The sequence below is a fragment of the Flavobacterium sp. LPB0248 genome (genome assembly GCF_013388355.1).
In the GTDB taxonomy this organism is placed as follows: domain Bacteria; phylum Bacteroidota; class Bacteroidia; order Flavobacteriales; family Flavobacteriaceae; genus Flavobacterium.
In genome coordinates this window covers 2,510,276-2,531,252 of record NZ_CP058246.1, presented here as the reverse complement: position 1 = coordinate 2,531,252, position 20,977 = coordinate 2,510,276, and the positions used below count along the sequence as shown (strand labels likewise).

General features: G+C 33.4%; 19 protein-coding genes. 10 read left to right on the top strand and 9 right to left on the bottom strand.

The genetic code is table 11. The annotated features are described in order from the left end of the window. Positions 1 to 166: 166 nt before the first annotated feature. From LPB248_RS10460 to hflX, 9 genes are all read left to right on the top strand, one after another. Positions 167 to 856, top strand: coding sequence for a hypothetical protein (locus LPB248_RS10460; RefSeq protein WP_177211382.1), 690 nt, complete (start codon positions 167 to 169; stop codon positions 854 to 856). Further along, complete coding sequence (locus LPB248_RS10455) at positions 850 to 1,482, top strand: ABC transporter ATP-binding protein (RefSeq protein ID WP_177211381.1); 633 nt, start codon at positions 850 to 852, stop codon at positions 1,480 to 1,482. Before LPB248_RS10460 ends, LPB248_RS10455 begins: the two co-directional genes overlap by 7 nt. Positions 1,483 to 1,625: 143 nt before the next feature. Continuing rightward, a complete protein-coding gene (locus tag LPB248_RS10450; RefSeq protein WP_177211380.1) occupies positions 1,626 to 2,696 on the top strand; it encodes an NADH:flavin oxidoreductase/NADH oxidase in 1,071 nt (356 codons plus the stop codon). 80 nt (positions 2,697 to 2,776) lie between these two features. Beyond that, positions 2,777 to 3,820, top strand: coding sequence for a Gfo/Idh/MocA family oxidoreductase (locus LPB248_RS10445; protein WP_177211379.1), 1,044 nt, complete (start codon positions 2,777 to 2,779; stop codon positions 3,818 to 3,820). Between the two features lie 258 nt (positions 3,821 to 4,078). After that, a complete protein-coding gene (locus LPB248_RS10440) occupies positions 4,079 to 5,299 on the top strand; it encodes an MFS transporter (protein ID WP_177211378.1) in 1,221 nt (406 codons plus the stop codon). 216 nt (positions 5,300 to 5,515) lie between these two features. Beyond that, positions 5,516 to 8,335, top strand: coding sequence for a carboxypeptidase-like regulatory domain-containing protein (locus tag LPB248_RS10435; protein ID WP_177211377.1), 2,820 nt, complete (start codon positions 5,516 to 5,518; stop codon positions 8,333 to 8,335). 18 nt (positions 8,336 to 8,353) lie between these two features. Beyond that, a complete protein-coding gene (locus LPB248_RS10430) occupies positions 8,354 to 9,688 on the top strand; it encodes a DUF5689 domain-containing protein (RefSeq protein WP_177211376.1) in 1,335 nt (444 codons plus the stop codon). Positions 9,689 to 9,824: 136 nt separating this feature from the next. Further along, positions 9,825 to 10,682 carry a hypothetical protein gene (locus LPB248_RS10425; protein ID WP_177211375.1) on the top strand — a complete coding sequence of 286 codons (858 nt, stop codon included), beginning with the start codon at positions 9,825 to 9,827 and terminating at the stop codon, positions 10,680 to 10,682. A gap of 165 nt (positions 10,683 to 10,847) precedes the next feature. Continuing rightward, positions 10,848 to 12,080: a GTPase HflX gene (gene hflX, locus LPB248_RS10420; RefSeq protein WP_177211374.1), complete on the top strand. Its 1,233-nt coding sequence runs from the start codon at positions 10,848 to 10,850 to the stop codon at positions 12,078 to 12,080. 142 nt (positions 12,081 to 12,222) lie between these two features. Here the strand turns inward: hflX and LPB248_RS10415 are convergent, their stop codons facing one another. The 6 genes from LPB248_RS10415 to LPB248_RS10390 form a co-directional block, all read right to left on the bottom strand. Next, positions 12,223 to 13,173 carry a DUF3078 domain-containing protein gene (locus tag LPB248_RS10415; RefSeq protein ID WP_177211373.1) on the bottom strand — a complete coding sequence of 317 codons (951 nt, stop codon included), beginning with the start codon at positions 13,171 to 13,173 and terminating at the stop codon, positions 12,223 to 12,225. A 78-nt stretch (positions 13,174 to 13,251) separates the two neighbouring features. Then, a complete protein-coding gene (locus LPB248_RS10410) occupies positions 13,252 to 13,761 on the bottom strand; it encodes a DUF2480 family protein (RefSeq protein WP_177211372.1) in 510 nt (169 codons plus the stop codon). Between the two features lie 74 nt (positions 13,762 to 13,835). Beyond that, positions 13,836 to 14,159, bottom strand: a complete 324-nt coding sequence (locus LPB248_RS10405) for an SUF system Fe-S cluster assembly protein (RefSeq protein ID WP_012023258.1) — start codon at positions 14,157 to 14,159, stop codon at positions 13,836 to 13,838. A gap of 169 nt (positions 14,160 to 14,328) precedes the next feature. Continuing rightward, positions 14,329 to 14,754, bottom strand: a complete 426-nt coding sequence (locus LPB248_RS10400; RefSeq protein WP_109191353.1) for a SufE family protein — start codon at positions 14,752 to 14,754, stop codon at positions 14,329 to 14,331. A gap of 2 nt (positions 14,755 to 14,756) precedes the next feature. Beyond that, complete coding sequence (locus tag LPB248_RS10395) at positions 14,757 to 15,182, bottom strand: hypothetical protein (RefSeq protein WP_177211371.1); 426 nt, start codon at positions 15,180 to 15,182, stop codon at positions 14,757 to 14,759. A gap of 12 nt (positions 15,183 to 15,194) precedes the next feature. Beyond that, the gene (locus LPB248_RS10390; protein WP_177211370.1) at positions 15,195 to 16,409 is read right to left on the bottom strand and encodes an aminotransferase class V-fold PLP-dependent enzyme; all 1,215 of its coding nucleotides are present in this window, start codon (positions 16,407 to 16,409) and stop codon (positions 15,195 to 15,197) included. Positions 16,410 to 16,629: 220 nt separating this feature from the next. On the opposite strand from LPB248_RS10390, the gene LPB248_RS10385 reads away from it, so the two are divergent. Next, on the top strand, positions 16,630 to 17,979 hold the full coding sequence (locus tag LPB248_RS10385) for a serine hydrolase domain-containing protein (protein ID WP_177211369.1): 1,350 nt from the start codon (positions 16,630 to 16,632) through the stop codon (positions 17,977 to 17,979). Positions 17,980 to 18,256: 277 nt separating this feature from the next. Here the strand turns inward: LPB248_RS10385 and sufD are convergent, their stop codons facing one another. The 3 genes from sufD to sufC form a co-directional block, all read right to left on the bottom strand. Beyond that, positions 18,257 to 19,573, bottom strand: coding sequence for a Fe-S cluster assembly protein SufD (gene sufD / locus LPB248_RS10380; protein WP_111368792.1), 1,317 nt, complete (start codon positions 19,571 to 19,573; stop codon positions 18,257 to 18,259). Between the two features lie 47 nt (positions 19,574 to 19,620). Then, positions 19,621 to 20,010 (bottom strand): four helix bundle protein, encoded by a 390-nt coding sequence (locus LPB248_RS10375; RefSeq protein ID WP_177211368.1) that lies wholly within the window; start codon positions 20,008 to 20,010, stop codon positions 19,621 to 19,623. Between the two features lie 83 nt (positions 20,011 to 20,093). Next, a complete protein-coding gene (gene sufC, locus LPB248_RS10370; protein WP_008466070.1) occupies positions 20,094 to 20,840 on the bottom strand; it encodes a Fe-S cluster assembly ATPase SufC in 747 nt (248 codons plus the stop codon). Positions 20,841 to 20,977 lie beyond the last annotated feature (137 nt).

Here is a 20,977-nt window from a genome sequence, read left to right as displayed (position 1 = left end):
AGTAGCAAAAGACGATAATCTGGCAGTATTGCTCTTAATACTTGTTTATCTTGTTAGTGCGATTTTAATTTATATAAATTTTGAAGCTTTTAGAAATTATGTTCTTTTTCTTTTTTTAGAGGTTGTGATCTATCATTTACAAAGATCAGATCTTGAATTTTTAAAAATGAAGAGAAATTATAAGGTAATCTTATTTATAGAGTACTTTATCTACTTACTTCCATTTTATCTGGTGCTTTTATTAAAAGGCGAGTTTATTTTTATTTTTGTAATTATTTTATTCAAAATTGCATTAATCAATTTGCCAAAATACAATCTTAAAATCATCAAATATCCTTTCGATTCCTTTAATATTTACTGGCATATTTCTTTTAGAAAATACAAGTTAGTTTATATAGTTCCGTTATTAATTATCGTTGTTTTTATGGCTGTAAACTATAACAATCAAAATCTTTTGTATGCAGTTTTTTTAGGATTATCATTATTAGCTTGCGTTCCATCATTTGAAAGAGAAACTACAGAAGAAATAAAACGAAATCCCTTTGATGCCGAAAAATATTTAAGGTTTCAGCTTAAAAATTCAATTATTAATACGGCTTATTTAGTATTTCCAATAGCAATAACATTGTCTTTTTTATTGGAGTGGGAAAAAATGATATTCTTGATTTTTATATTTATTATACCACTTTATAATCTGTTGCTGAAATATATCTATTTCAATAATAGTTTCTTACAACAGATTTTCTTTGTCATTTTTATAGCAGGAAGTCTCGTTTTATTTGGAGTGCCATTTTTAGCAACACCATTTATCTATAAAAAAGCGATTAAAACCTTAAAAGAACTCAAGACATGCTGAAAATTGTAATTAATCATAAAAAATTTAAGGACAAAACAATATTAGAAAACATTAATGTTTCTATTAATCGGCCTGGAATTTATGGTGTTATTGGTAAAAATGGACAAGGTAAAACAACACTTTTTAAATGTATTTTGAACTTAGAAAGTTTTAGCGGAAATTGTTCTGCTAATGAAGAAAAGATCGTCTTAGAAAATGCAGGATGGGTTCCAACAGAACCTCCAATTTATGGAGAACTTACTGCTGATGAATTTTACGATTTTTATGCTCACTTATTAAATATAAGCGCAAAAGAGGGTAACCGAATATTTGAAGTTCCCAATAATCAATTAATAAGAGAATTTTCTACTGGAATGAAAAAGAAAACGTATCTCAATGCTGTTTTTCAAAAAGAATTTCCACTTTATATTTTAGATGAACCATTTAATGGTCTTGATTTAGAATCAAACTATTTGTTAATGAATTACGTTCGAGAACTTTCTAAAACTAGTATCGTTTTTATTTCGTCTCATATACTGGAAATTCTTTATAAAGACTGTGATAAAATTTTTCTGTTGAAGGATAAAAATTTGTTGAAGTTTGATAAAAGTGATTTTACTAAAATAGAGAAAACACTTTTTATGTAATTAAACAAGAAAGCGGAATTTGGTTTAAATGTTTGTTAATTAATAAACATTTCGAATTCTCGTTTTAACAAGATACTGTAACTTTACTTTTCGAACACTGCCTTACTCATTGGCAGTATAAATTCATTAAAAGTTACAACTATATGGCAACGAAATTATTTTCTCCGCTTACTATAAAAAATATCACTTTAAAAAATAGAATTGCAATCTCGCCCATGTGCCAGTATTCTGCAATTGACGGATTTGCAAACGATTGGCATCTGGTTCATTTAGGAAGCCGTGCCAGCGGAGGTGCTGCACTAATTATTCAAGAAGCAACAGCGGTTTCTCCAGAAGCGAGAATTTCTCCAGCCGATTTAGGAATTTGGAAAGACGAACACATGGAAAAATTAAAGCAGATTAACGCTTTTATAGTTTCTCAGAATTCGATTCCCGGAATTCAGTTGGCGCATGCAGGAAGAAAAGCGAGTGTTTCGGCTCCGTGGCTGGGCAATAAAAAGCTAGATTTCACTCAAGGCGGATGGCAAACTGTGGCACCAAGTGCGATTCCGTATCACGACAATGAACCATTTCTTCCAGAAGCTTTAGATAAAAATGGAATCCAGAAAGTAATCTCCGATTTTAAAACTGCAACCAAAAGAGTAGTCGAAGCAGGGTATCAGGTTGTAGAAATCCATGCGGCTCATGGTTATTTATTGCACCAGTTTTTATCGCCTTTAACAAATGTAAGAACAGACGAATACGGCGGAAGTTTCGAAAATAGAATCCGTTTTACTTTAGAAGTTGTAGAAGCGGTTCAGTCAGAATGGCCATCAGATCTGCCTTTGTTGGTTAGAATTTCGGCAACTGATTGGGCAGAAAACGGATGGAATCCAGAAGAATCTGTACAGCTTTCTAAAATATTAAAAGAAAAAGGAGTAGATTTAATCGATGTTTCGTCTGGCGGATTGGTTTCGCATCAGAAAATTACATTAGGGCCAGGTTATCAGGTTCCTTTTGCAGAAAAAGTGAAACAAGAAGCGGGAATTTCTACAGGTGCAGTTGGTTTAATTACAGATGCCAAACAAGCTGAAGAGATTTTAAATAACAGTCAAGCCGATTTAATTTTGTTCGCAAGAGAATCTTTAAGAAACCCAAATCTCCCTTTGGATTTCGCTAAAGAACTAAACGACGATATTCAATGGCCAAAACAATACGAAAGAGCTAAACTTTAAATATTTTTTTCCGCCACGAATTCACGAATTTATTTTTTTTTAATTCGTGAATTCGTGGCGAATAAACTAAAACAAAACCAATGCAAAAGATAAAGACAGCACTATTATCATACGGAATGTCAGGGAAAGTGTTTCACGCTCCGTTTTTAGATATTCACGAAGGATTTGAACTTTTAGGTTCTTGGGAAAGAAGCAAAAAGCTAATTCAGGAAGATTATCCATACGTAAAAAGTTACGCTTCGTTAGATGAATTGTTAAGCGATGATGTCGATTTGGTAATTGTAAATACGCCAGTTGGAACGCATTACGAATACGCTAAAAAAGTGCTTTTGGCAGGAAAACATGCCGTTGTAGAAAAAGCATTTACAACAACAGCTGCAGAAGCAAAAGAATTGGCAAAAATTGCAAAAGAAAAAGGTTTGAAATTGGCTGTTTTCCAGAACAGAAGATGGGATAGCGATTTTAAAACTGTTAAAAAAGTAATTGATGATGGCGTTTTAGGAGATTTGGTAGAAGCCGAATTTCATTTTGACCGATACAACCCGTTATTGAGTCCGAAAGCGCATAAAGAAACCGCAAATGATGGAGCAGGAGTTCTAAAAGATTTAGGGCCTCATATTATAGATCAGGCAGTTAGTTTGTTTGGTTGCCCAAAAGCAGTTTTTGGAGATATTCGAGTAACCAGAGAAAATTCAGTTGTAGACGACTGGATCGATTTGACTTTGTTTTATTCTAATTTCAGAGTCCGTTTAAAAGCAGGATTTTTTGTGAGAGAAGCCAATCCAGCGTATACTTTGCACGGAAAAAAAGGCTCTTTCTTAAAACCTCGCGGAGATGTTCAAGAAGATGATTTGAAATTGGGTAAAAAGCCAAATCTAGATTCTTGGGGAACAGAAGATGAAAGCTTGCAAGGACTTTTGCACACCGAAATAAACGGTAAAATTGTGCGAGAAAAAATCCCGACGCTTCAAGGGAATTATTTTAGTTTCTTCGATGGTGTTTACGATTCTATTGCAAACGATAAAAAAGAACCTGTTACTGCAGATGAAGGTGTGAAAGTAATGCAGGTTATAGAAGCTGCGATTGCGAGTAATGCACAGCAAAAGGTGATAGGTATATCCTAAAACATTCTTACGGAACAATGAAATATAAATAAAAAGGGATTATCTCAAAAATTGAGATAATCCCTTTTTGTTTTCTTAAAAAAATCAAACAAATTATAATTCTACTAAACCCGAAAAATCGTAATTTTAGGAATAAGAAATCAATTCAAAACCATTGAATTTATAAACAATAACGTTGTATATTGTGGATAACCTTAGGCTTTATGCACTTTGACGAGCGTTTTTAGTATTTTTGACAACATTCCAATAAAATTCAATATGCTGATAAACATTAATCCATTATCGCTTTTTCAGACCAAAGCAAAAATCAAAAAGGTATTTAGAGAAGCCAAAGCGTCTTATTTAAATCGAATTCGTTTTGCTGTTGGAATGTTCTATTTCGGAATGGGTTTGAGTTTTGCCACTTGGGCAAGCAGAATTCCAGACATAAAAACCGCTTTGCATTTAACCGAAGGCGATTTGGGTTCTATACTTTTTGCACTTCCGGTAGGACAATTGATTATTATGCCTTTTTCGGGTAAAATGGTAACTAAATTCGGTAGCCATCGTATTCTAATTTTCTCTTTAATAATGTATGTTTTGTGTTTAATCAATTTAGGTTTGGCAACAACATCGTTACAATTATCATTAGGATTATTTTTGTTTGGTGTGTTCGGAAATCTTGCCAATATTGCTGTAAACACGCAAGGCGTTTATACCGAAGTTTTATTTAAAAAAACAATCATGTCCTCTTTTCATGGAATGTGGAGTTTTGCCGGATTTACTGGCGCGTTGGTAGGTTTAGGAATGCTGGCTTTAAAATTAAGTCCGTTGCATCATTTTATTATTGTAGCCGGAATTGTTTTATTGATGGTCGCTTTTAATTTTAAATTTTTGGTTAGAGCCAAAGAAAAAAAGAAACCAAAGGAAGAAGGCAAAAAACTATTTGTAAAACCAGATACAGCTTTACTTTGGCTTGGTGTTATCGGATTTTGTAGTATGGCCAGCGAAGGTGTTATGTTCGACTGGAGCGGAGTTTACTTTAAAGATATTGTAAAAGCACCTGGACCATTGGTGGTTTTAGGTTATACTTCTTTTATGATTATGATGGCGAGCGGAAGATTTCTAGGCGACGGATTAATCAATAAATTTGGACGCGAACGCGTTATGCAAATTAGCGGAGTTATGATTTCGGCTGGACTTTTTACAGCTGTTTTTCTTCCTTATATCATTCCGTGTACTATAGCTTTTATGTTTGTAGGTTTGGGCGTTGCCACAATTGTGCCGACTGTTTATAGCATTGCAGGTAAAAACCCGACCGTTCCTGCGGGAGAAGCTTTAACTATTGTTTCGAGTGTAAGTTTTCTTGGTTTCTTAATGGGCCCGCCTGTAATTGGGCATATTGCACAAAGTTTTGGATTGCAGTTTTCTTTTGCCTTTATCGGAATTTTTGGTGTTCTAATCGCTTTTATGGTTTCTAAAATTAGAACAGAACAGTAATAATTGACCTTTGTAAAAATGCCTTATTTTGACTATTCTTTCATTACATTAAAATAAATTTGAAAGAATTTACTTATAATTAAATATTTTGTTTATTTTTGAATTTCAAATTTCAAGCAATGAGATTTGAAATTTTCTTTTTTCCAAAAACCAATTTTATCTTTTGAATTAAGGATTGTAATCCTAGAATATATTCAAAGTTAATAATAGGTTTTAATGGTAAAAAATTACGCATTCTTCTTTATTTTATGGTTTTTTAATATTGCTTTTTCTCAAAAAGAAATTAAGGTAACAGGAATTGTTATTGATGCCCGAACACAGAATCCGTTGGAAAGTGTTGTGGTGACAATACAGAACACGGCTGTAATGCAGCTTACGTCAAAAACAGGGAAATTTGAACTTCATATATTTCCCCAAAAAGAGCAGTTGCTTTTACTCAGAAGTCAGGGATACAAAGATTTTCTTTTAAAAGTACAGTCCGATTCAGGACAAGATATTAATCTTGGCATTTTACAATTAGAAGATACTTATTCAGATGAAGTACCGGCAGCATTGATTACGCTCTCGGATAATGATTTTTCAGATGATAACAGTTCGTCAGAAATGACCTCAGGACTTTTGCAATCGTCAAGAGATGCTTTTATGCATGCAGCGGCATTCAATTGGGGACAGGCAAGATTTCGTATGCGTGGTTTAGACAGCGAAAATGCAGTCACGATGCTTAACGGAATGCCTATGAATAAAATCTACGATGGCAGACCACAATGGGGAAATTGGGGAGGTTTAAACAATGTGCTTCGAAATCAGGAATTCTCAGTCGGAACAGCAGCTTCCAATTATAGTTTTGGAGGTGCTTTAGGAACACAACAGATTTTTACTCGCGCTTCTTTATACAGAAAAGGAACCTCACTAACGTTTTCTGGAAGTAATACCACTTATTTATGGCGGGCAATCGGAACTTATGCTTCGGGAATGAATGCTTCTGGTTGGGCTTTTGTGGTTTCGGCAGGAAAACGGTGGGCAGATGAAGGCTATTTTGAAGGTACAAATTTTGACGCAGACTCTTTTTTTCTTAGTGTCGAAAAGAAACTAAACAGCAGAAATTCAATAAATTTCACAGGGTTTTATACACCAAATTCCCGCGGGAAGAATTCTTCTAATACTGCTGAGGTTACCGATTTAATGGGCGAAAAATACAATTCGTATTGGGGATTTCAGAATGGTGAGAAGAGAAATGCAAGAGTGAAAAATGTAGAAGAGCCACTCTTTATGCTGAATCATTATTTTAAAATTGATGATAAAACCAATCTGAATTCTGCAATTATGTATCAATTTGGGAAAGTTGGAAACAGCAATATCGATTACCAAAATTCAGACAGTCCAGATCCTGTTTATTACAGGAAAATGCCAAGCTATTTTAGTTCGCTTTATGCTAAAGATCATGGAGAATTTTCAGGTGAATTTACTCCAGATTATGAAAACGCAGAAAAAAACAAAATAACATTTTTGGAACATCCACAAATCAATTGGGACGAAATGTATTTTGCTAATCAAAAAATAGGGCAGAATGGTTATGAGCCTGCTAAAAGTCATTATGTGCTTTACGAAGACAGAACAGATGATCAGACTTTAGCAGTAAACTCAAATCTAAATACACAGATAACTCCTAATATTTCTTTTGATGGCGGATTTACTTTTAAGAAATTAAAATCGCATAATTTTCAGTATTTACTAGATCTTCTTGGTGGAGCATATTTTGAAGATATTGACCCTTTTTACAAAGGAAGCCTTTCTCAATCTGACTTACAGCATCCAGATCGTCAAGTCGTAAAAGGAGATATTTACGGATATAACTATAATTTACTAGCCAATACTTTAGATGTTTTTGCCCAATTTAAATTTAGTTATAACAAAACAGAATTCTTCTTGGCACAATCGTATTCTTTGTCAGATTATCAAAGAGAAGGACTATATCAAAACGGATTATATCCAACAAATTCGTTAGGTAAAAGTGAGAAAGTAAATTTTGAGAATTTTGGTTTCAAAGGAGGTTTTACCTATAAAATATCAGGAAAACAATTGTTGTTTTTTAATGCAGCACATTTTACCAGAGCGCCTTCGCTTCGAAATACGTTTTCAAATTCGCGTTTAAATAATACTGTCGTTGACGGAATCGAAAGCGAAAATATTAGCAGTGCTGAGGTTAATTACGTATACCGAATTGCAAAACTCAAATTGCGTTTAACGGCTTATTATACTGCCATTAAAAATACTTCAAAAACTTCTTATTTCTATGCTGAAGGAATCTTTGATAACGGTTCTGGTTATGATGCTACAAACGCATTTGTAAGTCAGACTCTAACCAATTTGGATAAGAAAAATACAGGGGCAGAATTGAGTTTTGAGTATCAGGTTTGGCCAACTTTCAAAACAACTTTATCTGCAGCATTAGGGAATTATATTTACAATAGCAATCCGAATGTAAGTATTGTAAACGATGCCAATAGAGCGAAAGAAGGAGCGCAAACTACTTTTGATTTTGGACCTGCATATTTAAAGAACTACAAACAGCCAGGAACTCCGCAACAAGCCTATTCATTTGGATTAGAATATCGCAATCCGAAGTTTTGGTGGATTGGCGGAAATATCAATTATTTGGCAGAAAGTTATATAGATGTCTCTCCAATTTCTAGAACATCTCAATTTTATATCAATCCAGCCAATGGTTTTCCTTTTCCCGAGGCAACTTCAGAAAGAGGGGATGAATTATTAAAACAAGAAAAATTTAACCCTATCACATTATTGAACTTGAGTGGAGGAAAATCTTGGCGTATTCATAAAAAATATGTGGGACTTTTTGCCAGCGTAAATAATGTCCTGGATTTGATGTATAAAACGGGCGGTTTCGAACAGGCAAGAAATGCCAATTTTAGAGCGCTAAATCAAGACGCTTCAAGCGGAACGCCATCTTTCGGGTCAAGATATTATTATGGCTATGGCCGAACTTATTTTCTAAATCTTACAATCGGTTTATAAACTGAAAACCTATTTCTCATGAAAAAACTAATTTTATTTTTTGTATTACCCTTAATCAGTTGCAGTAAAGATGTCGAAACTCCAGAATTAGCCTGTACTCAATCCAATCTTACTGTAAATAAAAGCGTAGAAAAAGTCTATGAGCTTTCGGGTACAACAGCGAAGCAATATTTGTACAATGATATTATAGAAGCTTATGTAGTTTCAAGTGATGAAGAAGGCAATTTTTTTAAAACGATTTCATTGCAGACAAGAGAAACTAAGGGAGTTCCTGCGATTGGGTTTAGTGTTCCAGTTGATGCAACAAATACTTATATTGATTTTCGTTTGGGAAATAAAGTGTTTGTAAAACTTAAAAATCAATTTACAGATTTGTATTATGGAGGATTGAGGATAGGGAGTTTGTATGTAAGCAATGCAGGTGATCCAACAATTGGAAGAATTTCTCAAAACGAATACAAAAATGTATTAAATGCTTCATGTACAAACATGGATGAGAATCAGTTGGTTAAATCACTTTCTGTAGAAGAAGCGCTTTCAGATTCTAAGTTAAATACTTTGATAGAGTTAAACGATGTCGAGTTTACCGAAGCAGCATTAGGACGTCATTATTTTGAAGAATCCAATAATGTTGGAGGTTCGACGAATTGGTATTTGAGAGATAAAACAGGAAATCAGATTATTTTTAGAACCAGCAGTTATGCAAAATTTGCAGATCATGATGTGCCAGAAGGAAGCGGAAAAGTCAAAGGGATTCTAACAAAATTTGGAACGGATTATCAATTTATGGTTCGTTACGAAAGTGATATTGTAATGAATGGAAAAAGAAATACGCCATTTTTTTCAGAGGATTTTCAGTCAGTTAAAAACAACGTCAATTTCACTTTACCTGGGTGGAGTAATATTGTAGAGAAGGCATCTAAATTATGGAAAAGTATGGTTTATGCTGGAAATGGATATGCCGAATTTAACACCACAAGTACAACTGCAGCCGAGAATGTGGCTTGGCTTGTTTCGCCTAAAATAAATCTAACAGGGTATAAAAATGCAGTACTTTCTTTCAGAAGTGCCCAACACGATTTAAAAGTCGATTCTCCATTAAATACTTTAGAAGTATATGTTTCAACCAATTTTGATGGTGCAAGCGTGACCAAAGCGAGATGGACAAAATTGGAAGCAAAAGTTCCAACGCTCTCAACACCTTCCCGTGAGTTTATCAGTTCTGGAGGAATTGATCTTTCTGTCTATTCTGGAAACATAAATATTGCTTTTAAATACATCGGTTCAGGAAAAGACAAAACATTAAATGGTGCTTTTATGGTTGATGACATTAAGATATTTGGAGAGAAATAAAAGGTATTTTAAAAGAATGAAAATAATCTGTTGATTTTTAGAGTATTATTGAAAAGTTTGTAGTTTTTGTATTTCAAATTGTTAAAATCTAATTGAATTTCGTACTTTGGTCATCCCAAATCAATACAAATACCACATGAAAACCTACTTTATTGCCATCTTAATGGTGGTGTTTCCTTTCTTGATGCACAGTCAAGACAACGTTAGACTAAAGCAGATTAACATTGTAAAAACAAATTACCAAAATTCTAAAGACGGCGAAATTGTTAACAAAACAATGGCCTTTAAAGATGGTAAACTTCAAACGATTACCACTTCAGATGTTGTACAGCATTTCTACTATAACAAAAATGGCTTGCTGGATATGTCTGTAAAAGACAAAGTGGGAAGCGACTGGAAAGAAGTAATAAACTATACTTATGACGCTGATAACAACATTACCAAATTTGTAAAAAAATATCAGGAAGGACCTAATTATATTACAAAAGTAGTATCATTTGTATACGAAGGAGCGAGGGTAAAAGTAACAACGAAAAAGAGCACTAATCATCAGAATTTAGTAGATGATATTGAATATCTTGTTGAAAACGGAATTATTGTAAGACGTACTTCTCGCGATAGAAACAAGGCAATTATTGGAAAATTAGAATATGTTTATGTAAACGATAATGTGTCGAGACACAAAGGTTTGGTTGGAGACAAAATCTCAAAATCATATACTTATGACGATAAAAAATCGGTAGATCAGTTAATCGTTCAAAATCTTTTTGGAGATAATTACAAAGTAATTGTTCCGATGATTTCGTATCATGAAGAAGAATTTGAGTTTGAATCGATTTCTTATAATAATGAAATGAATTTTAGTCCATCTTCAACAGCTTTAGTTGCGGTGAGCAGAAAATACAAATACAATAAATTAAACTACCCGATTTCTTGCTCTCAAATAGAAGAAAACGGAATTGTGAAAACGGAAAAAACTTTTATTTACGAATAAAAGCTTTAAACTTAGACCATTTATTGATTAAGTGGAACCTTGTTGAGTTTATCTTGACAGGTTCCATTTTTTTTTGAAGTTTATTCTCCTAATATAAATGTAAAAACAAAATTGTATAATTGATTGTAGCAGACAAATGATTAAATTTGCAACTTATTCAAGACTATGTTAGAAAAAGAAGTTATAAATTTTGAGAGAACAGTAATTGTAGGTATCGTTACTCAGAATCAAAGTGAAGAAAAGCTAAATGAATATTTAGACGAATTGGAGTTTTTAACTTTTACCGCTGGAGGTGAAGTTATAAAACGCTTTTCGCAGAAAATGGAACGTCCTAACCCCAAGACTTTTGTGGGAACAGGAAAAATTGATGACATCAATCTTTTTGTAAAAGAAAACAAAATATCGACAGTAATTTTTGATGATGAATTAACACCGTCACAGCAGAAAAACATCTCAAGAATTATTGACTGTAAAATCCTAGATAGAACCAACTTGATTCTAGATATTTTTGCACAGAGAGCCGAAACTTCATACGCTAGAACTCAGGTAGAATTGGCACAATGTCAATATTTACTTCCGAGACTTTCTGGTTTATGGACGCACCTTGAGCGTCAAAAAGGAGGTATTGGTATGCGTGGACCTGGAGAAACAGAGATTGAAACCGATAGACGTATTGTGCGTGACAGAATTTCGTTATTGAAAGATAAAATCAAAACGATTGACAAGCAAATGAGCATTCAACGAAGTAATCGTGGTGCAATGGTTCGTGTTGCTCTGGTTGGATATACCAATGTTGGGAAATCTACTTTGATGAATGCAATTGGTAAAAGCGATGTTTTTGTAGAGAATAAATTGTTTGCAACTTTAGATACAACAGTTAGAAAAGTGGTGATTAAAAACCTTCCTTTTTTACTTTCTGATACGGTTGGATTTATTCGAAAACTGCCAACACAATTGGTAGATTCGTTTAAAAGTACTCTAGATGAGGTTCGTGAAGCCGATTTATTGCTACATGTAGTAGATATTTCGCATCCAGATTTTGAAGATCATATTGAGTCTGTAAACAAGACTTTGCAGGAAATAAAAAGCAACGACAAACCAACGATTATGGTTTTTAATAAAATCGATGCTTACAAACATCTTACTATCGATGAAGATGATTTGATTACTGAAAGAACGAGAAGGCACTGGACACTTGAGGAATGGAAACAAACTTGGATGAGCAATGTTGGTCAAGATAAAGCGCTGTTTATTTCGGCTAGAAACAAAGAAAATTTCGAAGAATTCAGAGAAACGGTTTATGAAGCTGTTCGCCAGATTCATATAACACGTTTTCCTTATAATAATTTCTTGTATCCGGATTATAAGGATGCAGTTGAAAAAGATGACGAAGAATAAAATGAAAAAAAGCTTTTGATAAATTCAAAAGCTTTTTTGTTTTGCCACAGATTAAGGGATTATTTAGATTAAAAAATCCTTTTAAATCTTTTAATCTGTGGCATTAATAATTTTATAAGCTGGAATCTAGTACGATGGATAATTAAAACCCAAAGTTAACTCCTAAGCCAAATACTTCTCTAGTTTGGAGTCCTGCAAATGCATTATCATCATAAATAGCCTGAAACGATAAATTAGCAGATAAAAACTTGTTGATTTTCATTATAATATTTAGCGAGTAATTGATATCGACATTTTGTGGGTCTTCAAGATAATTTGAATAAAGATTAAGTGTGTTTTCGGCAGTGACGTTTGTCATGATTGCTAATTTGTAATAAACGGAAGCATAAAAAACAAGCTCGTAACGGATACTTTTGCCTTCGTCAACACCAAAATAACTGCCATCTACATATGGTAGTCCAGTAAATCTATCAATTCCAGTTGTATAAGCACTATCTACAAAAGTAAATTTTGAAGTTAGCGGTGCAAAATTTATTTTAAGATTGTCATCTTTTGTCCAGTAAATACCAGGACCTGTGGTAAGATATCCAGGAGACATAAATTTGGTTTGTTCAGTCCTGATTTGTTTTCCATTGTCATCTTGACCATAAATATAACCGGTTGAAAATTGTGTTCTAAAATTTAGGAAGTAGGAGTAGTACCATTCTCCAAAAGCTTTTTTTCCGACTATGGAATTGAACTCTAAGCGGTCATCTGTTTTTTTTGTGAAGTCATCGTTTTTGGTTTGAAGAAGACCGTACGATGCTAAAATTTTGTTGTCCCAAGTTAAGCCATCTTTTTTGTAATTGAAATCATAATTGATTCCTAATGTTCCAGAAAAGCTGTCTTCACCTCCTGCAATCCAATTGTTAAAACTCGATTGATTCAGTAAAAGCGAAACAGTTCCTTTTGCTTTCCAGCCTTCGCCTTCTATAGTATCGTTAATTTTTTTTACTGCCTTTTCAGTATTCTGAATTAACTCTTTTTCTGAATTTTGGGCTTGTACAAATGTGAAATTTACTAAAATGAAAAGTAATAGAGTTAGCTTTCTCATGGTTTTTAGTTTAGAGTGTATAATCAAATATACTAAAAACCAATGGAAAGTTAAAGATTACTATACTGTTAATGCAGGTTATTTCTTAGATTCTTTGTATAATGGCACTGCAGAACATGCTTCTCCATACATAATACTGCGGGCAAATGGCTGTAAATAGTTTGTAGCTAAAATATACGCACGCATAGGAACGGGTTTTCTAGAACAGCCTTTTACAATTACGGGTTTGTTTTGGTAAACAGAGTAATCAATTTTGCTTAAAATTTCTTCATAAAGGCTTGCGTCAAGATCTTCAATAGTTCCATTCACTACTTTTTTTGCAAAAGGAGCTAAATGAACGCTAACCAAAATTAATGCCCAAGCGGGAATTATAGCATCTGTACTGCAGTGTACAGCAACATATTGATCCTGATATTGCGACCAATCGTGATTTTTAAGATGTTCTCTAAAGTCTTTTTCTTTCAATAAAAATCCTTCCAAAAGCCATTGCGAAATGTCAATTTGCACACGCATTCCTTTTGGATAATAATCCTCTAAATCAAAAACTTCTAAAGCACTATTGGCAACTTTATTGATGATTTCTTCCATGTGAAAAGTGGTTTCAGGTTTAATCTTTCAAGTTGCGTAACCTGAAACTTGAAACATTAAACTTGAAACAAATATTAAAGCATTCCTAATTCTAATTTTGCTTCTTCGCTCATTAAATCTTTGCTCCAAGGCGGATCAAAAGTAATTTCAACGTCTACATCTTTGATGTTTTCGATTGTTTTTACTTTTTCTTCTACTTCTCTTGGTAAGCTTTCTGCAACTGGGCAGTTTGGAGATGTAAGTGTCATTAATATTTTTACTTCATAATCAGTATTTACCATTACGTCGTAGATTAATCCTAATTCGTAAATATCTACAGGAATCTCAGGATCGTAAATGCCTTTTAAAACTCTTACAATTGATTCTCCTAATTCGTTTGTGTCTATTTCTTGTTCCATTGTTTTTTTGTTTTTGAACACTAAGTGTTTTTATTTTTTACCATTAAGACATTAAGAAAATTAAGTTTTGCTTTGTGTCAAAAGAGTAAGCTTAATTTACTTTTGACTATTAAGGAAATTAAGCATATCATCTTTATGAAACTTAATTTCTTAATGGTTTAATTAAAATTTAATTTTTGTTTTTTGCATCAAAAGCCAAAGCGTACATTTTGATGTTTTTTATCATCGAAACCAATCCATTGGCACGTGTTGCAGATAAATGTTCTTTTAAGCCGATTTCGTCTATAAAATCAGTATCAGCTTCTAGAATATCTTTTGCTTTTTGATTGGAGAAAGCGCGAATTAAAATTGCAATTATTCCTTTAGTCAAAATAGCATCACTGTCTGCTGTAAAGACAATTTTGTCTCCTTGTTCTTCACCTTGCAACCAGACTTTTGACTGACAGCCTTTGATTAAATTATCGTCGGTTTTGTATTCTTCTTTAATTAACGGAAGACTTTTTCCCAGTTCGATGATGTATTCATAACGCTGCATCCAATCATCAAACATTGAAAATTCGTCAATAATTTCGTTTTGTATTTCTTTTATCGTCATAATTATTCTTTAGAAAAATCAACTAATAAATTTACTAGTTTTTCGATTTCTTTTGGCGGAAAACCATTGTCAAAACCTGCTGTTTCATAGGTTTTTCCGTCTTTAGTTACTTTTAAATTTCCGATAGCAGCGCCATCATATGTGCGTTTATCAGTTGGTGCTTTTAAAGTGTTGAGACTTTCTAAGTTAACTTTTGAGTAGGCGTCAACAATTTTATTCCATTTTGCATCATCAATATTGCTTTTAACAGCTTCAGCATTACGTTCCTTAACAACCGAAACCGTTTTGTTTTGTACTGTTATTACTTTATAATAACCTCTAGAAAGTGCAGAATATTCAATCTGAGTAGATTTCATGTCGGCTTTTTTTTGACTGCAGCATCCCGTAGCGATAAAAAGTGTCAGGAGCAATAATGATACTATTCGCATATAATTAGTTTTTTAGCTTAACATAGTTTGTGCTTTTTTAACAGCATCAACCATGGCATCGATTTCTTCCTTAGTATTGTAAAATGAGAAAGAAGCACGAATTGTTCCCGGAATACAGAAGAAATTCATAATTGGCTGTGCGCAGTGATGTCCTGTTCTAACCGCAATTCCTAACTTATCTATAATAGAACCAATGTCATACGGATGAATTCCGTCAATATTAAACGAAATTACAGATGCTTTATTTTTGGTGTTTCCGTAAATTCGGATGCCTTCAATTTCGTTAAGACGTTTTGTAGCGTGTTCTAACAATTCATTTTCATATTCATGAATTTTATCAAAACCGATCTCGTTTAAATAATCAATGGCAGTTCCTAAAACAATTCCGCCAGCGATATTTGGTGTTCCTGCTTCAAATTTATGAGGAAGATCAGCATAAGTTGTTTTTTCGAAAGTCACTTCTTTGATCATTTCGCCACCACCTTGATATGGAGGAAGTTTGTTTAGCCAAGCTTCTTTTCCATAAAGAATTCCAGTTCCCGTTGGGCCGCACATTTTATGTCCTGAAAAAGCATAAAAATCGCAATCTAATTCCTGAACATCTGGTTTTAAATGCGGAACTGCTTGAGCACCGTCAATTAAAACTGCAGCGCCAACTGCGTGAGCTTTATCGATAATATATTTGATTGGATTAATTACACCCAATGCATTTGAAATATGATTTACGGTAACAATTTTTGTTTTGTCTGAAAGCAATTTGTCGAATTCCTCAATGATTAATTCTCCATTGTCATTGATTGGAATAACTCTTAAAATGGCTCCAGTTTTTTCGCATAACATTTGCCAAGGCACAATGTTACTGTGATGCTCTAATGAAGAAACAACCACTTCGTCACCAGATTTTAAAATCGAAGCAAATCCGTTTGCAACTAAGTTAATTCCGTGAGTTGTTCCCGAAGTAAAAAGCACTTCGTGCGCATGTTTAGCATTGATGTGATCTTTTACTTTTCCACGAGAAATCTCGTAAGCGTCAGTTGCTAACTGGCTTAAAGTGTGAACACCACGGTGAATGTTCGCGTTGATTTCTTGATAATATTTTACTTCTGCATCAATTACAACTTGTGGTTTTTGCGAAGTAGCTCCGTTGTCGAAATATACTAATGGCTTTCCGTTTACAGTTTGAGAAAGTATCGGGAAATCAGCTCTTATTTTTTGAATATCTAGCATGTCTTATTTAGAAAAAATCTATTTACAAAAGTACTAAAACTAAATTTGTTTATACATTAATTCTATAATTTCCTTTTATGGTGCCATTGCTACAAGGCGCAAATGCTGATTCCGTAAAAATCAATTCAATTTTCTGCATTATCCGAATCAGATTTGTAATTTGAGTTCTAAAATCGTGAACATAAATTATTTATATTGCAATAAAAATAACTAACATATCATGAAAAAATTTCTCAAAGTACTTTTACTTGTTGTGGTTCTTGCTTTTTTGTATTTCGGATTTACAACGTATCCGAAACTTGATTTAATTTCTGGCTTCTCAGCCAAAAGTGTCGCATCTGGACATTTTATAGATAATCGTCCGCTGGATTTAATTGAAAAAACAGACAATGATATCGACATGATTGATCTGGCTAAAAACTCCATTGATGATGCAGGAAAATATGCTATTTCATCGGTTTATGGCCTAAAAGAAAGAAAAGCGATTTATCGAGAAGGCTTAGGAGCAACTTTGATTAATGATAATTTTGATGTTTCAAAACCATATTTACTTCCAAAGAGAACTAAATTAGAAAACAATCTTCCTTTTCCATACGGAAATAATGAACCAAAAGACACTGCATTTTCCGATGTAGATTATTCGAAATTGAAAAAAGCAGTTGATAACGCATTCGACAAAACAGGTGCAAGAACTAAAAGAACTCGCGCGGTTGTGGTTTTGTATAAAGACCATTTAATCGCAGAAGAATACGATACAGGTTTTAATAAAAACAGTAAAATTTTAGGCTGGTCGATGACAAAGAGTATTACAAGTTCAGCTTTTGGAGTTTTGGCAAAACAAGGAAAAATAGATATTTATAAACCTGCTCCAGTTGCAGAATGGAAAAATGATGAGCGCAAAAATATTACGCTTAACGATTTGCTTCATATGAATTCTGGTTTAGAATGGGAAGAAAATTATAGTACAATCTGCGATGCTACAAAAATGCTTTTTCAGGCCGAAGATATGGGAAAAGTGCAATTAGATAAACCGGCACAATTTAAGCCCAATTCACATTGGAATTATTCTTCAGGAACTACAAACTTGTTGTCTTTAATTTTAAGGAGACAATTTAAAACACAGCAGGAATACCTTGATTTTTGGTACAGCGCCGTAATTGATAAAATCGGAATGAACTCGATGATTGTCGAACAGGATATGTCAGGAACTTTTGTTGGTTCTTCTTATGGATGGGCGACGCCAAGAGATTGGTCAAAATTTGGATTGTTATATCTTCATAAAGGAAACTGGAACGGTGAACAAATTTTGGATGAAAGCTGGGTAAAATATACTGCAACTCCAACGAATACTTCTGATGGAAAATATGGTGCACAATTTTGGTTAAACGCTGGAGGGAAATTTCCAGATGTTCCTAGAGATATGTTTTATTGCAGTGGTTACCAAGGTCAAATGGTGGCGATTATTCCATCTTTAGATATGGTAATTGTTAGAATGGGAGTGAGAGAAGAAGAACCTGGGTTTGATTTTAATGGGTTTTTGAAGGAGGTTATTGCTTCAGTCAACAAATAATTATGAAGAAACTATTTCATCCAATTGTTTTATTAATAATCGGTTTTATTTTAAATGCATTTGCATGGTCTACTAGTATTGGTCATCCATTTAATACGATTTGTTTATTACTTGGATTGGGATTGTTTTTTTTAGGGATTATATTGTCTATAATAAAAATTAGAGAATGATATTTAACCGCAAAGAGCGCAAGGTATAAAAGCGCAAATTCGCAAAGCTTAATAAAAAACTTTGCGAACCTTGCGTAAATCTTAGCGTTCTTTGCGGTTAAGAATATCTACAAATCAAATCCTAAATTCACACCTAATTTCGTAGCAATGATTTTAGTAATTCTTTGTTTTAATTCTGGTATTTTAATGCTTTCGATTACTGCATTTGAGAATGCGTACATCAATAAAGCTTTAGCTTCTTTTTTCGGGATTCCACGAGACTGCATGTAGAACATTGCTGTTTCATCCAATTGCCCAACTGTACAACCGTGAGAACATTTTACGTCGTCAGCAAAAATTTCCAATTGTGGTTTTGCGTTGATAGTCGCTTTATCACTCAATAAAATATTGTTGCTTTTTTGGAAAGCATTTGTTTTTTGAGCTTCTTTTTCTACCAAAACTTTTCCGTTGAAAACTCCAGTCGAACGATCAGAGAAAATACCTTTATAATCCTGGAAACTTTCGCAATTTGGTTGTGCGTGGTTTACCAAAGTATAATGGTCAACGTGTTGTTTGTCGTTTAAGATCGAAATTCCGTTTAACGTACTTGTTAATCTTTCTCCGAAATGGTAAAAGTTTAAGTTGTTACGAGTTAAATTTCCACCAAAAGAGAAAGTGTGCACATAAGCATGGCTTTCCTGTTGTTGAGAAACATAAGTGTTGTCAATTAAATTCGCTTCACTATTATCGTTTTGAATTTTATAATAATCAACAATCGCACGTTTTTGAGCAAAAATCTCAGTAACAGAGTTTGTTAAAACTGGATTTTCGTTCAAACTTTGGTGACGCTCAATAATTTGAACATGTGAATTTTCGCCCACAATAACCAAGTTTCTTGGCTGAACCATTAAAGCCGCTTCGTTTCCAGTTGAGAAATACATGATCTCAATTGGTTTATCAGCTACTTTTTTCTTTGGGATGTTGATAAAAGCTCCTTCAATTGCAAAAGCAGTATTCAATGAAGTTAAACTGTCATCTTTACTTGCAATTTGATTAAAGTACGTATCAATAACCATTTTATATTTTGGTTTGGTCAATGCCGATGACATCAAGCAAACATCGATTCCGTCATGTGTTGTAGAAGACAAATGCGAACTGAAAACCCCATCGATAAATACTAATTTGTAAGTATCAATTTCGTGTAAAAAGTATTTTTTTACCTGATTGAATTCGATTGCATTTTCCTGCTTTGGAAAAACCGTAAAGTCATTTTTTAAGATGGCATTTAGCGATGTATATTTCCAAGCTTCTTCTTTTTTGGTTGGGAAACCTTTATTTTCGAAGTTTTTTAAAGCATTTGTGCGTATGTCATGTAAATCTGAATGTACATCGACACGCTCTTCAAAAGCCATAAAAGACGATACTAATTTTTCTTTTAAATCCATTGTTCTTTTGTTTCCTTCGGTGTTTCAGGTTTCAAGTTTCATGTTGCCTATTGAAACTTATTCCCCTTGAAATCTTTTTTATTTAGGTAAGTGATAAAGTTTTTTATTTTACCGCTTAAATTTTCATAATCTTTTTTTAAAGCTTCGAATTTTTCTTCTGAAATATATTCAAAATCAAAAACCCGATATAACTGAGACCTTGTTTCTCCGGCTGAACCTTTTGCGATAGATAAGAATTGTCGAAATTCTAAATTTCCATCTCTTTCAAAACCTTCAGCAATGTTATCCATCACCGGACCCGAAGAACTTTTTATTTGATTTTTAAATCTGAGGTCAGATCTTAACTCTGTTTCAACTGAAATAAAATGTATTTCTTTTGCTAATCGTCTCGCCTCTTTCCAGATTTCTAAATCTTCAAACCTCGTAATTGTTGCCATTTCTATTTTAATAAATTTAAGTTTAAACTTACAGAATGTAATTCAACTTGAAACTAAAAAAACATGAAACTTGAAACAAAAATTTAGTTTTCTGCTTTGATCCAGTCGTATCCTTTTTCTTCTAATTCGTAAGCCAATTCTTTTCCACCAGATTTTACGATTCTACCGTTGTAAAGAACGTGAACGAAATCAGGAACGATATAGTCTAATAAACGTTGGTAGTGCGTGATCACGATAATAGCGTTTTTGTCGCTTTTTAATTTGTTTACACCATTTGCAACGATTCTTAAAGCGTCGATATCAAGACCAGAATCGGTTTCGTCAAGGATAGCTAATTTTGGCTCTAACATTGCCATTTGGAAGATTTCGTTTCTTTTTTTCTCTCCTCCAGAAAAACCTTCATTAAGAGAACGAGATAAAAATTTACGATCGATTTCTAATAATTCAGATTTCTCACGAATTACTTTCAGCATTTCGTTTGCTGGCATTTCTTCCTGACCGTTTGCTTTACGAGTTTCGTTAATAGCAGTTTTCATGAAGTTAGTAACGCTAACTCCAGGAATTTCTACAGGATATTGAAATGAAAGAAAAACACCTTTATGTGCTCTTTCTTCTGGAGCTAAATCAGCAAGATCTTCTCCGTCAAGAATTACTTCTCCATCTGTAACTTCGTAGTTTTCGTTTCCTGCGATAACAGCAGAAAGTGTACTTTTTCCAGAACCGTTTGGTCCCATGATAGCATGAACTTCTCCAGCTTTAACTTCTATATTAATTCCTTTAAGGATTTCTTTATCACCAATTGCGGCGTGAAGGTTTTTTATTGATAACATCTTTTTTTTGTTTAAAGTTTCAAGTTTCAAGTTCTCAGTTGTGCTGAAAAGCGAAACTTTGAAAAATCTTTTATTTTAATATGATATAAAATTCTTTTTTAATGGTTGCAAAAGTAAGTTTCGGATCAAAAACTTGA

Excerpts from the sequence above, each read along its gene's own strand:
- LPB248_RS10460 (WP_177211382.1), top strand. The coding sequence starts at position 167 with ATGAAGAGAAATTATAAGGTAATCTTATTTATAGAGTACTTTATCTAC.
- LPB248_RS10455 (WP_177211381.1), top strand. The coding sequence starts at position 850 with ATGCTGAAAATTGTAATTAATCATAAAAAATTTAAGGACAAAACAATA.
- LPB248_RS10450 (WP_177211380.1), top strand. The coding sequence starts at position 1,626 with ATGGCAACGAAATTATTTTCTCCGCTTACTATAAAAAATATCACTTTA.
- LPB248_RS10445 (WP_177211379.1), top strand. The coding sequence starts at position 2,777 with ATGCAAAAGATAAAGACAGCACTATTATCATACGGAATGTCAGGGAAA.
- LPB248_RS10440 (WP_177211378.1), top strand. The coding sequence starts at position 4,079 with ATGCTGATAAACATTAATCCATTATCGCTTTTTCAGACCAAAGCAAAA.
- LPB248_RS10435 (WP_177211377.1), top strand. The coding sequence starts at position 5,516 with ATGGTAAAAAATTACGCATTCTTCTTTATTTTATGGTTTTTTAATATT.
- LPB248_RS10430 (WP_177211376.1), top strand. The coding sequence starts at position 8,354 with ATGAAAAAACTAATTTTATTTTTTGTATTACCCTTAATCAGTTGCAGT.
- LPB248_RS10425 (WP_177211375.1), top strand. The coding sequence starts at position 9,825 with ATGAAAACCTACTTTATTGCCATCTTAATGGTGGTGTTTCCTTTCTTG.
- hflX (WP_177211374.1), top strand. The coding sequence starts at position 10,848 with ATGTTAGAAAAAGAAGTTATAAATTTTGAGAGAACAGTAATTGTAGGT.
- LPB248_RS10415 (WP_177211373.1), bottom strand. The coding sequence starts at position 13,173 with ATGAGAAAGCTAACTCTATTACTTTTCATTTTAGTAAATTTCACATTT.
- LPB248_RS10410 (WP_177211372.1), bottom strand. The coding sequence starts at position 13,761 with ATGGAAGAAATCATCAATAAAGTTGCCAATAGTGCTTTAGAAGTTTTT.
- LPB248_RS10405 (WP_012023258.1), bottom strand. The coding sequence starts at position 14,159 with ATGGAACAAGAAATAGACACAAACGAATTAGGAGAATCAATTGTAAGA.
- LPB248_RS10400 (WP_109191353.1), bottom strand. The coding sequence starts at position 14,754 with ATGACGATAAAAGAAATACAAAACGAAATTATTGACGAATTTTCAATG.
- LPB248_RS10395 (WP_177211371.1), bottom strand. The coding sequence starts at position 15,182 with ATGCGAATAGTATCATTATTGCTCCTGACACTTTTTATCGCTACGGGA.
- LPB248_RS10390 (WP_177211370.1), bottom strand. The coding sequence starts at position 16,409 with ATGCTAGATATTCAAAAAATAAGAGCTGATTTCCCGATACTTTCTCAA.
- LPB248_RS10385 (WP_177211369.1), top strand. The coding sequence starts at position 16,630 with ATGAAAAAATTTCTCAAAGTACTTTTACTTGTTGTGGTTCTTGCTTTT.
- sufD (WP_111368792.1), bottom strand. The coding sequence starts at position 19,573 with ATGGATTTAAAAGAAAAATTAGTATCGTCTTTTATGGCTTTTGAAGAG.
- LPB248_RS10375 (WP_177211368.1), bottom strand. The coding sequence starts at position 20,010 with ATGGCAACAATTACGAGGTTTGAAGATTTAGAAATCTGGAAAGAGGCG.
- sufC (WP_008466070.1), bottom strand. The coding sequence starts at position 20,840 with ATGTTATCAATAAAAAACCTTCACGCCGCAATTGGTGATAAAGAAATC.